Source organism: Ruegeria sp. TASC047 (genome assembly GCF_059612445.1).
In genome coordinates this window covers 852748-868084 of the sequence record NZ_JBXWQP010000029.1, presented here as the reverse complement: position 1 = coordinate 868084, position 15337 = coordinate 852748, and the positions used below count along the sequence as shown (strand labels likewise).

At 56.2% G+C, this 15337-nt stretch carries 15 protein-coding genes; 8 read left to right on the top strand and 7 right to left on the bottom strand.

Features of this window, described 5'->3' with window-relative positions; translation table 11 throughout:
- Nucleotides 1-3: 3 nt before the first annotated feature.
- Nucleotides 4-597, bottom strand: a complete 594-nt coding sequence (locus AC2FLO_RS12110) for a sulfotransferase family protein (protein ID WP_496751757.1) — start codon at nucleotides 595-597, stop codon at nucleotides 4-6.
- A 192-nt stretch (nucleotides 598-789) separates the two neighbouring features.
- Here AC2FLO_RS12110 and recA point away from each other — a divergent pair, with 192 nt between their 5' ends.
- The 4 genes from recA to AC2FLO_RS12090 all read left to right on the top strand — a co-directional run bounded on the left by recA (nucleotide 790) and on the right by AC2FLO_RS12090 (nucleotide 5983).
- Nucleotides 790-1857 (top strand): recombinase RecA, encoded by a 1068-nt coding sequence (gene recA, locus AC2FLO_RS12105; protein ID WP_267366220.1) that lies wholly within the window; start codon nucleotides 790-792, stop codon nucleotides 1855-1857.
- Between the two features lie 169 nt (nucleotides 1858-2026).
- Complete coding sequence (alaS, locus tag AC2FLO_RS12100) at nucleotides 2027-4699, top strand: alanine--tRNA ligase (RefSeq protein ID WP_496751759.1); 2673 nt, start codon at nucleotides 2027-2029, stop codon at nucleotides 4697-4699.
- A gap of 1 nt (nucleotide 4700) precedes the next feature.
- On the top strand, nucleotides 4701-4988 hold the full coding sequence (locus AC2FLO_RS12095; protein WP_480485606.1) for a DUF1330 domain-containing protein: 288 nt from the start codon (nucleotides 4701-4703) through the stop codon (nucleotides 4986-4988).
- 410 nt (nucleotides 4989-5398) lie between these two features.
- Nucleotides 5399-5983, top strand: coding sequence for a transglutaminase-like cysteine peptidase (locus AC2FLO_RS12090; protein WP_496751761.1), 585 nt, complete (start codon nucleotides 5399-5401; stop codon nucleotides 5981-5983).
- 159 nt (nucleotides 5984-6142) lie between these two features.
- Here AC2FLO_RS12090 and AC2FLO_RS12085 read toward each other — a convergent pair whose 3' ends face one another.
- The 6 genes from AC2FLO_RS12085 to AC2FLO_RS12060 all read right to left on the bottom strand — a co-directional run bounded on the left by AC2FLO_RS12085 (nucleotide 6143) and on the right by AC2FLO_RS12060 (nucleotide 11797).
- Entirely contained in the window at nucleotides 6143-6505 is a 363-nt protein-coding gene (locus AC2FLO_RS12085) for a hypothetical protein (RefSeq protein WP_496811692.1), read from the bottom strand.
- 635 nt (nucleotides 6506-7140) lie between these two features.
- Complete coding sequence (typA, locus tag AC2FLO_RS12080) at nucleotides 7141-8958, bottom strand: translational GTPase TypA (protein WP_496751765.1); 1818 nt, start codon at nucleotides 8956-8958, stop codon at nucleotides 7141-7143.
- A 76-nt stretch (nucleotides 8959-9034) separates the two neighbouring features.
- Nucleotides 9035-9370, bottom strand: a complete 336-nt coding sequence (locus AC2FLO_RS12075) for an SMR family transporter (RefSeq protein ID WP_267366185.1) — start codon at nucleotides 9368-9370, stop codon at nucleotides 9035-9037.
- A 362-nt stretch (nucleotides 9371-9732) separates the two neighbouring features.
- The gene (locus tag AC2FLO_RS12070; protein WP_496751767.1) at nucleotides 9733-10902 is read right to left on the bottom strand and encodes an HD domain-containing protein; all 1170 of its coding nucleotides are present in this window, start codon (nucleotides 10900-10902) and stop codon (nucleotides 9733-9735) included.
- On the bottom strand, nucleotides 10899-11144 hold the full coding sequence (locus AC2FLO_RS12065) for a hypothetical protein (RefSeq protein WP_267366187.1): 246 nt from the start codon (nucleotides 11142-11144) through the stop codon (nucleotides 10899-10901). Before AC2FLO_RS12065 ends, AC2FLO_RS12070 begins: the two co-directional genes overlap by 4 nt.
- The gene (locus tag AC2FLO_RS12060) at nucleotides 11144-11797 is read right to left on the bottom strand and encodes an alpha/beta hydrolase (protein WP_170424714.1); all 654 of its coding nucleotides are present in this window, start codon (nucleotides 11795-11797) and stop codon (nucleotides 11144-11146) included. The genes AC2FLO_RS12065 and AC2FLO_RS12060 overlap by 1 nt, the downstream gene beginning before the upstream one ends.
- Nucleotides 11798-11976: 179 nt before the next feature.
- On the opposite strand from AC2FLO_RS12060, the gene iscR reads away from it, so the two are divergent.
- The 4 genes from iscR to AC2FLO_RS12040 are packed head-to-tail and all read left to right on the top strand — an operon-like array spanning nucleotide 11977 to nucleotide 15308.
- Complete coding sequence (gene iscR, locus AC2FLO_RS12055; protein ID WP_209596301.1) at nucleotides 11977-12435, top strand: Fe-S cluster assembly transcriptional regulator IscR; 459 nt, start codon at nucleotides 11977-11979, stop codon at nucleotides 12433-12435.
- Between the two features lie 51 nt (nucleotides 12436-12486).
- Nucleotides 12487-13566: a cysteine desulfurase family protein gene (locus AC2FLO_RS12050; RefSeq protein ID WP_496751770.1), complete on the top strand. Its 1080-nt coding sequence runs from the start codon at nucleotides 12487-12489 to the stop codon at nucleotides 13564-13566.
- 18 nt (nucleotides 13567-13584) lie between these two features.
- On the top strand, nucleotides 13585-15105 hold the full coding sequence (gene sufB / locus AC2FLO_RS12045) for a Fe-S cluster assembly protein SufB (protein WP_267365773.1): 1521 nt from the start codon (nucleotides 13585-13587) through the stop codon (nucleotides 15103-15105).
- A complete protein-coding gene (locus tag AC2FLO_RS12040; RefSeq protein WP_267365771.1) occupies nucleotides 15105-15308 on the top strand; it encodes a hypothetical protein in 204 nt (67 codons plus the stop codon). Before sufB ends, AC2FLO_RS12040 begins: the two co-directional genes overlap by 1 nt.
- The last annotated feature ends 29 nt before the right edge of the window (nucleotides 15309-15337 follow it).

Here is a 15337-nt window from a genome sequence, read left to right as displayed (position 1 = left end):
GGATCACAATGCGGCTTTGTGCAGCGCAAATTCTTCCGGGCAGGCATTTCGAAACTTCTGTTCGGTAGCAGGTGACAGATGCAAATCTCCCGGAGGCGATACGTTTTCGCGCTTCAGGTCAATCTGCATGTCCAGACGTGCTTGCAGAAAGTCTAACACCTTGTCTTGATGTTCGTATTTGAAGATATGACGAGCGCCAGAACTGTCGTTGCGGGTACGGAAGAATTGCGCCTGGCTGCCGACATTGGCGAACTCGGGACGTGTGTCCAGCAAATAGGCTTGCACGAATGCGTCAAAACTCATGTCACGTGTCGAGCGCGGTTGACCTATCAAGTCTTCACGACTGCGAAACCGGTACCAGCTGCCCAGCCAATCCAACGGCTCGCGCACAACGGCCATAATTTCCATCTCGGTATCAAACAGTTTTCGAAACATGGTCTGGAAAAACCGGTCATACCGACGCACCGGGGCGTGTTTCAGCTCAGGTGGATGTGTCACGATGAGATCGGCCCGGTCACGCAACGCCGTGTGATAAGCCGTGCTTCCGGTCTTGGGGACTGAAAGAAAAGCAAGTCGTTCTTTATAAAAAACAAGCATTTATCGGTTCTCAAGGTTGCCATGTTACTTGTGCAGATTGTCGTAAACGACTCTTTAACACAATTGCAGAAGACTGATTTCTGTAAGTTTTAGTTGAAATGTTCTCTTTTTGATCTCATAAGGAACAAGAGGCGAACAAAGCAGCGATTGCCGCCCGATTAAGGGTGTGACAAAAGGGAAGGCGACAGGACAATGGCGGATCTTCTGACAATGAGCGACAAGAAAAACGCAGACAAGCAAAAGGCGCTCGACAGTGCGCTGGCCCAGATCGAACGGCAGTTCGGCAAGGGGTCGATCATGAAGCTGGGAGAAGATGCCCGGCAGGACATCGAGGCGAGCTCGACCGGGTCGCTGGGTCTGGATATCGCGCTGGGTATCGGCGGGCTGCCGATGGGGCGTATCGTTGAGATTTACGGGCCTGAGAGCTCGGGCAAAACCACTTTGACCCTTCATTGCATTGCTGAGCAGCAAAAGCGCGGCGGAGTTTGCGCGTTCGTAGATGCGGAACACGCTCTGGACCCGCAATATGCCCGCAAGCTGGGCGTTGATCTGGATGAGCTTTTGATCTCCCAGCCTGACACCGGTGAGCAGGCGCTTGAAATCACAGATACTCTGGTACGCTCGGGCGCAGTCAATATGGTTGTTGTCGACTCGGTCGCTGCCCTGACGCCGAAATCGGAACTCGAAGGGGACATGGGCGACAGCAGCGTGGGTGTACAGGCCCGGCTGATGAGCCAGGCAATGCGCAAACTGACAGGCTCGATCAGCCGTTCGAACTGCATGGTCATCTTCATCAACCAGATCCGGATGAAAATCGGCGTGATGTTCGGCAGCCCGGAAACCACAACCGGTGGCAATGCGCTGAAATTCTACAGCTCGGTTCGGCTGGATATCCGCCGGATTGGCGCGATCAAGGACCGGGATGAAGTGGTCGGGAACCAGACCCGCGTCAAAGTTGTGAAGAACAAGGTCGCACCGCCGTTCAAGCAGGTCGAGTTCGATATCATGTATGGCGAAGGCATCTCGAAGATGGGCGAATTGCTGGATTTGGGTGTCAAAGCCGGTGTTGTCGAAAAGTCCGGGTCCTGGTTCAGCTATGGTGATGAGCGGATCGGGCAGGGGCGTGAGAACGCCAAACAATACCTGCGGGAAAACAGCCGGGTGGCGCTGGACATCGAAGACAAGATCCGCGCGGCGCATGGGCTGGAATTCGATATGTCGCCAGGCGTTGCCGAGGATGACGATATTCTGGAGGCCTGATGTCCTGAGGTGGGTAACCCCTGACATCTGCGCAAAGACTGTAACACTTGAAACAAGGCGGCTTGATCGGGTCGCCTTGTTTCGTTCCTGTGTGCCTCTGCTGTGGACACTCACCTGACACGGGGCTAAACCAACGGAGACCAAGATATATGTGCGCCGAGAGAGCCCTATGCCAACCCTGAACGACATCCGATCGACTTTTCTGAACTACTTTGAAAAACAAGGGCATGAGGTCGTCGCGTCCAGCCCGCTGGTGCCGCGCAATGACCCGACACTAATGTTCGTGAACTCAGGCATGGTGCAGTTCAAGAACCTGTTTACCGGTCTGGAAACCCGCGATTACAAACGCGCCACCACGGCCCAGAAATGTGTGCGTGCGGGCGGCAAGCACAACGATCTTGACAATGTTGGCTATACGGCGCGTCACCATACGTTTTTTGAGATGCTGGGAAACTTCTCATTCGGGGATTATTTCAAACATGAAGCGATCCCATTTGCCTGGGAGCTGATCACCAGGGAATTCGGTATCGACAAGACCCGCCTGTTGACCACCGTCTATCATACCGATGATGAAGCCTTTGAAATCTGGAAAAAGGTCGGTGTGCCCGAGGACCGGATCATTCGCATCGCCACCAATGACAATTTCTGGCAGATGGGTCCGACCGGACCTTGCGGCCCGTGTACCGAGATCTTCTATGATCACGGCGATCACATCTGGGGCGGCCCTCCGGGATCACCCGAGGAGGATGGCGACCGATTCATCGAAATCTGGAACGTCGTTTTCATGCAAAACGAGCAGTTCGAAGATGGCTCGATGGTCGAACTTGACATGCAGTCGATCGACACAGGTATGGGGCTCGAACGGATTGGGGCGCTGTTGCAGGGCAGCCATGACAATTACGACACGGACCTGTTCAAAACCTTGATCGAGGCTTCGGCGGATGCGACCGGTGTCGACCCCTATGGCGACCAGAACGTGCATCACAGGGTGATCGCGGATCACTTGCGGTCGACCTCGTTCCTGATTGCGGACGGTGTGATGCCCAGCAATGACGGCCGGGGATATGTTCTGCGCCGGATCATGCGCCGCGCCATGCGCCATGCGCACCTGCTGGGTGCCAAGGATCCTGTCATGCATCGCCTGGTGCCTACGCTGGTGCAGCAGATGGGCGGGCATTATTCTGAACTGAAACAGGCGCAACCGCTTATCGAAGAGACGCTGCTGCTGGAAGAAACCCGGTTCAAGCAGACACTGGACCGTGGTCTGAAGTTGCTGGATGATGAGGTTTCAGGGCTTTCTGAGGGGGCACCCCTGTCAGGTGAAGCGGCATTTAAGCTTTACGACACTTATGGCTTCCCACTGGATCTTACGCAGGATGCGCTGCGTGAAAAGGGCTTGAGCGTCGACACGGACGGTTTTGACACCGCGATGGCTGAACAGAAGGCCAAGGCACGTGCCGCATGGGCCGGGTCAGGTGAAGCAGCGGATCAGGTTGTATGGTTTGATGTGCTGGATGCCGCCGGTGCGACGGATTTTCTGGGCTACGATACCGAGAAAGCCGAAGCGCAGGTTGTCGCCCTGGTTGTTGATGGCGCACTGGTTGACAAGATCGCCGCGGGCAGCAGCGGTTGGGTCGTCGTGAACCAGACCCCGTTCTACGGGGAGGCCGGCGGTCAGGTCGGCGATACTGGCGCGTTGCGTAGGCTGGAGGATCGCGATCACCTGAGCCGCATAGAGGACACGAGGAAGTTTGCCGACGGCAAGGTCTATGCTCATAAGGTGGCGGTTCAAAGCGGCGTTGTTTGCAAGGGCGACGCGGTAGAGCTTGAGGTTGATCACGCCCGCCGTTCCGCCATTCGCGCCAATCACTCGGCCACGCACCTGCTGCATGAAGCCCTGCGCGAAACGCTAGGTGACCACGTAGCACAACGCGGTTCGCTGAACGCAGCGGATCGTCTGCGGTTCGACTTCAGCCATTCCAAAGCGCTGAGCCTAGAGGAAATCCAAAAAGTCGAACGCGAGGTGAACGATTTCATCCGCCAGAATTCGACTGTTGAAACCCGGGTCATGACACCCGACGACGCGCGCGCATTGGGCGCGCAGGCCCTGTTCGGCGAGAAATATGGTGACGAGGTTCGTGTCGTCTCCATGGGCAAGGCACCAACAGGCAAAGGCCATGACGGCGATACGTGGTCGATAGAACTCTGTGGCGGTACACATGTGCGCCAGACAGGTGATATCGGCACCTTTGTTGTGTTGGGTGACAGCGCCAGCAGTGCAGGTGTGCGCCGGATCGAAGCGCTGACCGGGGATGAAGCCTTCCGCTATCTTTCGGCACAGGATCAACGTCTGGCTCAGGTCGCATCAGAACTGAAGGCGCAACCGGACGACGTTGTGGCGCGCGTGAAAAGCCTTCTGGACGAACGCAAGGCTTTGCAGAACGAAGTGGCTCAGTTGCGCCGGGATCTGGCTATGGCTGGCGGGGCCGGTCAGGGCGGTGGTGCCGAGGCGCGGGACGTAAATGGTGTGAAATTCCTGGCGCAAGCCCTTGGCGGTGTTTCAGGCAAGGACCTCCCTGCGTTGATCGACGAACACAAAAGCCGCCTTGGATCGGGTGCGGTGCTGCTGATTGCGGATACGGGCGGCAAGGCGGCCGTTGCGGCTGGTGTGACGGAAGATCTGACCGGACGAATTTCGGCGGTGGATCTTGTAAAAGCGGCCGTGATCGAGTTGGGCGGAAAAGGCGGCGGCGGCCGTCCTGACATGGCCCAGGGCGGCGGCAAGGATGCATCAAATGCAGAGGCGGCAATTAAGGCCGCACAACAGGTTTTGGGAGGATAATATGGCTGCTCTTTGGATTGCGCATGTCACGGTGACGGACACCGAGGCTTACGGCAAATACGCTGAACTGGCCGGACCGGCCATCGCCAAGCACGGGGGCGAGTTTATCGCCCGTGCTGCGCGGTACGTTCAGCTGGAAGGCAAGGAACGTCCACGAAACGTGGTGGCCCGCTTCCCGACGCTGGAGGCTGCGGTTGATTGCTATAACTCGGATGACTACCAGCAGGCCCTGAATCACGCGCGCGGAGCAAGTGAACGTGAACTGGTAGTGGTCGAAATCACGGAGTGAACTTCGGGTTTAGTATCCAAGATGCTGATAATTCCGAGAAAACTGACGGTGAATAGGCAAGATTCGGCTTATGTCCTGTTCAGTTGATAAAGATCAGCCCGCGACAGCGGGCTTTTTTTATTTAATTGATTGATTTCAATTTGTTATCTCCAAAAGCGCACAACTATCCGGGTAGTTCTTGACCGAATTGTGGCCGCGCCAACAAATTTCTTACGTGGAATTGTCAGAATCTCGGACGAATTTTTGCCCCGTTTTCTTTGCAGGTTCTCAAAAGATTGCGCGTGACACCTTATCACAGATAGTTTCAAGAAACAGAATGTGGTGCAGTTGGACATGCAATCGTTCGAAGAACATCGGATCGGGGAACTCGCATGATTTCATTAGCGAATTTAGCCAAGAGGTGTGTTTCCGTGCCTGCATCGGTTGCGAAGCGTTTATTGGGTATATGCGCCGTGTGCATCGGTGGCTTGGCTTCAGCACCTGCTGCCCACGCGTCCGACGGTGTCTTTATTCCATTTATCGCGTCTTCGCCACCGCCTTCAGGCGCAATCAACCTTTGCAGCCAGTATGACTGGGCTTGCGCCGCTAAACGCTCGGTCAAACTTTCCAGCCAGCAAGAGCTGAAGGTGGTAAATCAGGTGAATCGCCGCGTAAACGCGTCGACCCGTGAAGTTACGGATCAATCCCAGTACAAAACGCGCGAGCGATGGGCCTTGCCAACACCCAGAGGCGGTGATTGTGAAGACTTTGCATTGTTGAAGAAAAGGGATCTGATCCATGCCGGGGTTGATCCAAGTAAGCTTTTGATTGCCACCGTTCTGGACACACGCCGGACACCTCATGCGGTTCTGGTCTACCGCTCGGCGCAGGGCGACCTGATCTTGGACAATCTCACAAACCGGATCAAACCCTGGACAGCTACGCGCTATTTGTTCCTGCGCATGCAAGATCCGAAGCGGCCCAGTCAATGGGTCGGCGTTTACGGGCGCAGCTGACCTCAGTGGTTTATTTACATACCCAAAATCTTGCCCTTGGACGCAGATTTGGTCTGCGCCCAAGAGAGTAGTCTTTGTCCTGTCGCTTGGACGGATTAATCTGAACGTTTTGCGTATCGACGTATTCTAGCCCCGAAGCCACGACCAGCAGAGTTTTTTCTATCGAATACGCTCCGCATTCCTGGGGCCGGTTCGCTGGTATTCGGTTTCGTCTCTATCGGTCTTCTTCTTGCGCTTCCCCACCGGGCTCTTCACCACCGGGTTCTTCGCCGCCGGGTTCTTCGCCGCCGGGCTCTTCACCACCGGGCTCTTCGCCACCGGGTTCTTCCCCACCGGGTTCTTCGCCGCCGGGCTCTTCACCACCGGGTTCTTCACCACCAGGCTCTTCCCCACCGGGCTCTTCGCCACCGGGCTCTTCGCCACCGGGCTCTTCGCCACCGGGCTCTTCGCCACCGGGTTCTTCACCACCGGGTTCTTCACCACCAGGTTCTTCGCCACCGGTTGGGTTACCGCCGCCACCATTGGGGGGCGTGCCATTTTCCTGGGAAGGTCCGTCGCCGGATCTCTGGTCTGAGACACCGATCGATGCGGTCGGGAAGTCACTTAGCAGACCTGCCAGCGGGGCGCATTCTGCACCGACGCGCGCCAGGATCTGATCGAAGTCATGACGGCGTTGAATGTAGCGGATCATGCCGGATGTCACAGCATCGCATTCGCACAAAACCTGAGCGGACGCAGCGGATTGCCGTGCTGTTGCAACCGTACATGTCCCAGCGGCAAAGGTTTCACCGGCAGGTGAAAGCAAAAAAGTTGTCGCAACAAAAAACAGTGGAAACTTGCGAGCTCTATTACCCATTTTGAACTCCTTGGAACTCGATAACTAAACTACGTCCTTCTATGCACCATTCCCGTATCGGTGTTTGTGAAGGACGTCACACTTCTGACGTGTTTTGACCATAATTCGAGGGTGCCTACAATATCTTGTTGGTGTGGTTTGTGTCAGAAATCTTCAACCATGCGGAGAAAGGTGTTAGTTTTCAAATAAAAACCGGGCAGTGAGCCCGGTTTTTCTGACTTCGTCTTTTGTCGTATTGGAAGCAAATATGCCACACTATTGCCATTGTTTCCGTTTGGTCAGTTTGCAACCTGAGGGTGTTCTAGGCAGATTTGGCCATCCGCTTACGCTCGTGCGGGTCAAGAAAACGCTTCCGCAGGCGCACCGCGTTTGGTGTGACTTCCACCAGTTCATCATCGTCGATATAGGCAATTGCCTCTTCCAGTGAGAACTGAATATGCGGCGTCAGGCGGACCGCGTCGTCGGATCCACTGGCGCGCACGTTTGTCAACTTCTTGCCTTTGAGCGGGTTCACTTCCAGATCGTTGTCTCGCGAGTGTTCGCCGATCACCATACCCTGATATACGTCTGTTTGCGGACCAACAAACATACGGCCACGCTCTTCCAGGTTCCACAGCGCATAAGCCACAGCCTGACCTTTCTCCATCGAGATCAGAACGCCTGCGCGACGGCCCGGAATTTGCCCCTTATGTGGCGCCCAATCGTGGAACACACGGTTCAGTACTCCGGTACCGCGCGTGTCGGTCAGAAATTCGCCGTGGTAACCAATCAGACCACGGGACGGGACATGGGCGATGATCCGAGTCTTGCCGGTACCAGCCGGGCGCATCTCGACCAGTTCACCTTTGCGGGCGCCGGTGATCTTTTCGATAACGGAACCAGAATATTCGTCATCTACGTCGATGGTGACTTCTTCGATGGGCTCAAGCCGCTGCCCGTCTTCCTCACGGAACAGAACCTGCGGGCGCGAGATGCTAAGCTCAAAGCCTTCTCGGCGCATGTTCTCGATCAGAACGCCCATTTGCAGCTCGCCGCGGCCCGCGACTTCGAACGCCTCGCCGCCGGGGGTGTCGGTGACACGGATGGCGACGTTCGACTCGGCTTCCTTCATCAGGCGGTCTCGAATGACGCGTGATTGAACTTTTTTGCCATCACGGCCTGCCAACGGAGAATCATTGATACCGAAGGTCACGGTAATGGTCGGCGGATCGATGGGCTGCGCGGGCAGGGCCTCAGTGACCTGAGGGGCAACCAGTGAATCCGCTACGGTGGCTTTGCTCAAGCCAGCGATGGTCACGATATCGCCTGCTTCGGCCACATCAATGGGCTGCTGGGCCAGTCCCCGAAACGCCAGGATTTTCGTGGCGCGGAAGTTTTCGATGACCGAACCATCGCGGCTGAGCGCCTTGAGGCTGTCGCCAGCCTTCAGCGTACCGCTTTCCACACGGCCGGTCAGGATACGGCCGATGAAGGGATCGCTGCCCAGTGTCGTGGCCAGCATCCGGAAGGGTTCATTTTTGTGATCGACCTGCTTCGGAGCAGGGACATGATCGACAATCAGGTCGAATAGCGCGCTCAAGTCCTTTCGGGGGCCGTCCAGCTCCATATCCGCCCAGCCCGAACGGCCCGAGGCGTACATTGAAGGGAAATCCAACTGGTCGTCATCCGCGCCGAGGTTGGCGAACAGGTCAAAGCATTCGTCCAGCGCGCGATCCGGTTCGGCATCCGGCTTGTCGACCTTGTTCAGAACCACGATCGGGCGTAGGCCCAGCGCCAGTGCCTTGGACGTTACAAACTTGGTCTGGGGCATCGGGCCTTCTGCGGCGTCCACCAAAAGAACAACACCGTCGACCATGCTGAGGATGCGCTCGACCTCGCCGCCGAAATCGGCGTGGCCAGGGGTGTCGACAATATTGATGCGCGTGTCTTTCCACTCAACCGAGGTGGCCTTGGCCAGGATGGTGATGCCGCGTTCACGCTCCAGGTCGTTACTGTCCATGGCGCGTTCCGCGACGGCCTGATTTTCCCGGAATGCACCGGATTGTTTGAGCAGCTCGTCCACCAGGGTCGTTTTGCCGTGGTCCACGTGAGCGATGATTGCGATGTTGCGCAGGTCCATGAGAGGTCAGCCTTTGAACGGGAAGTTGCCGCGCGCATAACGCGGCGCGGCAAAATATACCAGCCCTAACCGGCCTTCAGTGTCCGGCAGTCTTTGAAAAGAGGTGAATGATCAGGATTCCGGACAAGATCAACGTCAGCCCCAGGATCGCAGGCCAGTCCAGCCTTTGGCCGAACACGATGAATCCGATCACGGCGATCAGGAATATACCGAGACCGGACCAGATTGCATAAACGATACCGACAGGCATGAATTTCAGCGTTAGTGCCATGAGGTAAAACGCAAACGCGTACCCAACGACAACGATCACTGATGGCCAGAACCGCGAAAACTGCTGGCTGGCTTGCAAGGCCGTCGTGCCAATGGTTTCCGCCAGCACTGCCAGTAACAGATACAGATAGGCTTGGGGCATTTGAGTACCTCGAAAAGGGTGGGTCCGGTGGCTTGGTGGCGATTTTCGTGAGTGAAATACGTCGACCGCCATGCAGTCTACAAGATTACCTTGGGTCAGGTATACCTGACTGTTTTTTCAATCGAATGAATGTAATATTCGCCCTATGTTTTTTATTTTTGTTAAAGAGTTTTGAGCGATGACGTTATTTGCGAAATCAATCATATTTGCTTCGGTTCTGATAGTGGCGATTGGGTGGCTTGCTGACGGGGGGTCCGTCGAAGTGAATGCAGCCAACTTGGTTCAACAGTCTGATGGTAGTAGTGTTTTTTGAACGCCGCTAGAAACCAAGCAAGAAAAAAGGAGCCTTCAGGCTCCTTTTTTTATGTTTGAGGATCGGGTGTTTCGACATGTTCAAAATGCACAACCAGTTGCGGTTGCAGCCAGTCCCACAGCTGAGGTGCTCCCGCTGCAATAGCTGGTCGGACACGTGTTACAATCTGATCGAATTTTACTTTGTATTCGACCCATGATCCGCCACCTGTTTCCAGATTTGCTATGGGTGTTTGAAACCGGTCAACAGCCTTTGCAAATCTGGCTTCCGGGGTTTCAGCCGCCTCAAACTCGCGCCATAGTTCAGTAAATGACCTGTGTTGACAGTCAGGCAGAAGGCCAAACAGTCGTTTGGCGGCGGCCTGTTCCTTGGCTTCTTGTTCCGCGTGGTCGACATGTCCGTGGATCGGGTGGTCGCCCGCGTCGATTTCGACAACATCGTGCAAAAGCAACATCTGGAGGGTTCGGTCCACTTGAACATCCGAATGCGCGTATTCCGACAATACCCAGGCGTAGAGCATGACATGCCACGAATGTTCCGCCGAGTTTTCGAACCGGTCACTGGCCATCAGGCGTGACGCGCGCAGAACAGATTTCAACTGATCCGCTTCTGTGAGAAACGCCAATCGTTTCGTGAATGCGTCATCCTGATGGTCGGACTTGGTCAAGAGGTTTGTTGCATGCTGGTGGGCCATTGGAAACGCATGGGCCAGGTAAGCTGCGCGCCCACCCGCCAGGTTCGACCGCGCAATGTCCACATGATCGTGTCGCGGGTCAGTGGCGCACAGGACCTGAAACAGCGGCTGGCAGCGATCCAGAATCTTGGCAAACCGGGCATCCGGGGTCTGGTCCGCCTCGAATTCGTGCCAGAGAGAAAGAAATTCCTGTGCCTGTTCGTCGGGCAACAGACCAAACAATTCCTGTGCTGCGGCCTGTTCAGCCTCGGCCACGGTATCCCAATCCGTGTTGAGGTGAATCGGGTGATCACCTGTCACGATCTCGACCAGATCATGCAGCAGCAACATGCGGATGACCCGGTCGACCGAGATGTCCGGCCCGGCCAGCGGCGCCATGACCATTGCCCACAAAGCCAAGTGCCAGCTGTGTTCGGCGGAGTTTTCGGGCCTTGACTGGTCAAGCAGGACATTTGCCCGCTCGACCAGTTTCAGATTGTCGGCCCGTTTCAGAAATGCGACCTGCGCAACCAGGCGATCGGTCATTGCTTTTCAATCGCCTTGAGTTTCGCGCGATGCGAAGCGAGGCGCTTGATCACGAATTGTCTGGCCTTGCGTTCAGCCAGACGCACGCGGATTTCTGTCAGGAAAGCCTCTTCCAGAGATTGAGACGCCGCACCAAGAACTTCACCCACTTCCACAAAGAACCGGTCTTCGCCGGTTTCGTCCATGACCTTCATCGTATCTTCGGCCAGTTTGGCCGCGAGCGATGTGATGGTGTCGGACATTAGCGGGTGTTCTCGGTCAGCCGACGTTTCACATAGTCGCTGACATCTGTGATCAGCGTGTCCATGTGGCGATCCTGGAAGAAATGATCCGCGCCCTCAACCTCGTTATGGGTGATCGTGATCCCTTTTTGCTCGTGCAACTTGTTGACCAGCGCGGTGGTATCTGCTGGTGGTGCCACTCGGTCAGCCGATCCGTTGATGATCAGGCCCGAAGACGGGCAGGGCGCAAGGAAGGAAAAGTCATACATGTTTGCAGGCGGCGACACGCTGATGAAACCCGTGATTTCGGGGCGGCGCATCAGCAACTGCATTCCAATCCACGCCCCAAACGAAAAGCCCGCAACCCAACAGTGTTTCGAGTTGTTGTTCATGGATTGCAGGTAATCGAGCGCAGATGCCGCATCGCTCAGCTCGCCTACGCCCTGATCATATTCACCCTGGCTGCGACCGACGCCGCGGAAGTTAAAGCGCAGCACTGTGAAGCCCATGTTGTAAAAGGCATAGTGCAGGTTATAGACCACCTTGTTGTTCATGGTCCCGCCGAACTGAGGATGCGGGTGAAGCACGATAGCGATCGGTGCGTCTTTTTCCTTTTGCGGGTGGTAACGGCCTTCCAGGCGGCCTTCGGGTCCGGGAAAAATCACCTCGGGCATGTGTGCTTTGGTCCTGTCATTTTCGTGCGGGCATCCGGATATACTTGACTATAATCGTCGGACACCTTAGAACGGTTCTAATTACATTGCTTGGCGCAATCGCGCTGTCAGTCGGAGATACGCACTGGCAGCGTCGGCGTCAATGATTTCGCGCAGATCCGGCTAAAAGGGGGCAGGGCATGAAGCTTTCGACCAAAGGGCGTTACGCGATGGTCGCTTTGGCGGATATTGCGCTTCAGCCAACAGACCGGCTGGTAACCCTGGGCGAAATCTCGGAACGGCAGGACATTTCTCTGCCGTATCTTGAGCAGCTTTTCGTCAAGCTGCGTCGCGCGGAACTGGTTGCTTCTGTCCGTGGGCCCGGAGGGGGGTATCGTCTTGCACGCCCCGCGTCCGAGATTCGCGTGGTCGAGGTTCTGGCCGCCGTGGATGAGACAGTTGATGCGCTGCAAAAAGGGGCCGGAGCATCCGGTGCGTCATCGGGTAGCAGGGCGCAATCCCTGACGAACCGCTTGTGGGAAAGCCTGAGCGCGCATGTTTATGTCTTCCTGCACCAGACGCGCCTGTCGGATGTGATCAGAAACGACCTTGCGCCCTGTCCGGCAGTTCCAAGCCTGTTTTCCGTCGTCGATGAATGAGCTGGGTAAGTCGAACATGCAAATGACATCCGCGCGGGAAAAGATGTATCCATGAAACGTGTTTATCTGGATTATAACGCGACTACGCCGCTGCGACCCGAAGCACGCGAGGCGATGATCGCGGCGATGGATGTGGTCGGGAACCCGTCATCTGTTCATGCGGAAGGACGTGCCGCAAAAGCGCTGGTCGAACGCGCACGGGCGCAGGTCGCCGAGGCCGTCGGTTGCCGTCCGCAAGAGGTCATATTTACCTCCGGCGCGACTGAAGCGGCGCGGGTTCTGCAAAACCGCCCCGAAGGCTGCGACGTCTTTGTCGACAGCACTGCCCACGATGCGCTGTGGTCGCATTTCGATCTGACCCATTGTAGCGAGCATCCCTTTGGCCCCGGGCACATATTGGCGATGGGGCTTGCGAACTCCGAAACCGGAGTCATCACGCAGCCGCCACAGAAAGTTGAGAACCAGTGGCCCTATGGCGCGCGGCGCGCGGACTGGCTGTTGCTGGATATTACGCAGGTTGTCGGACGCATTCCATTTTCCTTCGCCTGGAGCGGCGCTGATATGGCGATCCTGTCGGCGCATAAGATTGGCGGGCCAAAAGGTGTTGGCGCTTTGATCCTGCGGCAAGGTATCGATATCGAACCTTTGGCCAGCGGTGGCGGACAGGAAATGGGCCGAAGATCCGGTACTGAAAATGTGGTGGGTATTGCCGGATTTGGCGCGGCTGCCGAGGCTGCTCAGCGCGATCTGGCGGATGGAGTATGGGAAAAAGTCAGAGAACTTAGAAATATTCTAGAAAACGCCCTTGAGGCTGGTGCAATATCTACTATTTTTGTCGGGAAAGATCAGGAGCGACTCCCGAACACCCTGTGTTTCGCGACGCCCGGCTGGAAAGGCGAAACGCAGGTGATGCAGATGGATTTGTCTGGCTTTGCCATCAGTGCGGGATCCGCCTGTTCCAGCGGCAAGGTCAAAACCAGTCGGGTTCTGACGGCAATGGGATTTGATGAGACGGTGGCGTCATGCGCAATCCGCGTATCGTTGGGGCCAGAGACGACTGAAGAAGATGTGCTGCGTTTCGCCGAAACGTGGCTTGAAAAAGAGAAAAAGCATCGCGCGCGGGCTGCGTGATCTGACGGAGGGTAAGTCATGGCCGCTTTGGACCAGACCCAGGTGAAAGAAGGTGTCGACCAGGAAACCGTGGACGCGGTTCGCGAGGTCGGCACATACAAATATGGCTGGGACACCGATATCGAGATGGAATACGCGCCCAAAGGCGTGAACCCGGATATCGTCCGTCTGATCTCGGGGAAAAACGATGAGCCCGAGTGGATGACCGAATGGCGTCTGGCCGCGTTCGAGCGTTGGACCAAAATGGAAGAACCCAAATGGGCGATGGTTCACTATCCGCCAATCGATTTTCAAAACCAGTATTACTATGCCCGCCCCAAATCGATGGAAGAGAAGCCCAAATCTCTGGATGAGGTCGATCCAAAGCTGCTCGCCACTTACGAAAAGCTTGGTATCCCTCTGAAAGAACAGATGATTCTGGCTGGTGTTGAAGGGGCTGAGGATGCACCTGCCGAAGGCCGCAAGGTAGCGGTCGATGCAGTGTTTGACTCGGTTTCCGTGGGTACCACCTTTCAGGCCGAACTGAAAAAAGCAGGCGTGATCTTCTGCTCGATCTCTGAGGCGATCAAAGAGCATCCCGAATTGGTCAAGAAGTACCTGGGAACCGTGGTTCCGGTTTCAGACAACTTCTATGCGACACTGAACTCGGCCGTATTCTCGGATGGCTCATTCGTCTACATCCCGCCGGGGGTTCGCTGCCCGATGGAGCTGAGCACCTATTTCCGGATCAACGCCGAAAATACCGGTCAGTTCGAACGCACTCTGATCATTGCTGATAAGGGCTCGTACGTCTCATATCTGGAAGGCTGTACTGCACCCCAGCGCGACACGGCACAACTGCATGCCGCTGTGGTCGAGATCATCGTCGAAGAAGATGCCGAGGTGAAATACTCGACCGTTCAGAACTGGTTTCCGGGGGATGAAAACGGCAAGGGCGGTATCTATAACTTCGTGACTAAACGCGCCGACTGCCGGGGTGATCGGTCCAAGGTGATGTGGACACAGGTGGAAACCGGATCGGCCGTGACATGGAAATACCCGTCCTGCATCCTGCGCGGCAATGAAAGCCAGGGTGAGTTCTATTCGATCGCGATAGCCAACAATTATCAGCAGGCCGACACCGGCACCAAGATGATTCATCTGGGCAGGAATACCAAGTCGCGCATCGTGTCCAAGGGCATCAGCGCGGGCAAGGCCCAGAACACCTATCGTGGGCTAGTGTCGATGCACCCGAAAGCCAAGGACAGCCGGAACTACACGCAGTGTGACAGTCTGCTGATCGGCGACAAATGCGGCGCACATACGGTTCCCTATATCGAGGTCAAGAACAACTCGAGCCGCGTTGAGCACGAGGCGACGACGTCAAAAGTGGATGACGATCAGCTGTTCTACTGCCGTCAGCGCGGCATGGACGAGGAAGAAGCCGTGGCCCTGGTGGTCAACGGGTTCTGCAAAGACGTGCTTCAGGCGCTTCCGATGGAGTTTGCGATGGAAGCACAGCAGTTGGTGGCCATCTCACTTGAAGGTTCGGTTGGGTGATGACGCGGTCACCCGGAACCCGCATCCGTAAGGATGATGTGCTGACCTGGCTTGGGTACGCATTGCCGGTTCTGGGCGGTCTGCTTGGCGTGGCCTACGTCAACACCCATTACATGGAATTCATCAACCCGGTTTGGGCGGTAGGCGGCGGGGCGATCCTGGGTTGGATCCTCGCCAGACTGATCCGCAGATTGCTGGGCTAGAACAATGCGGGGCCAAGGCGCCCCTTGCG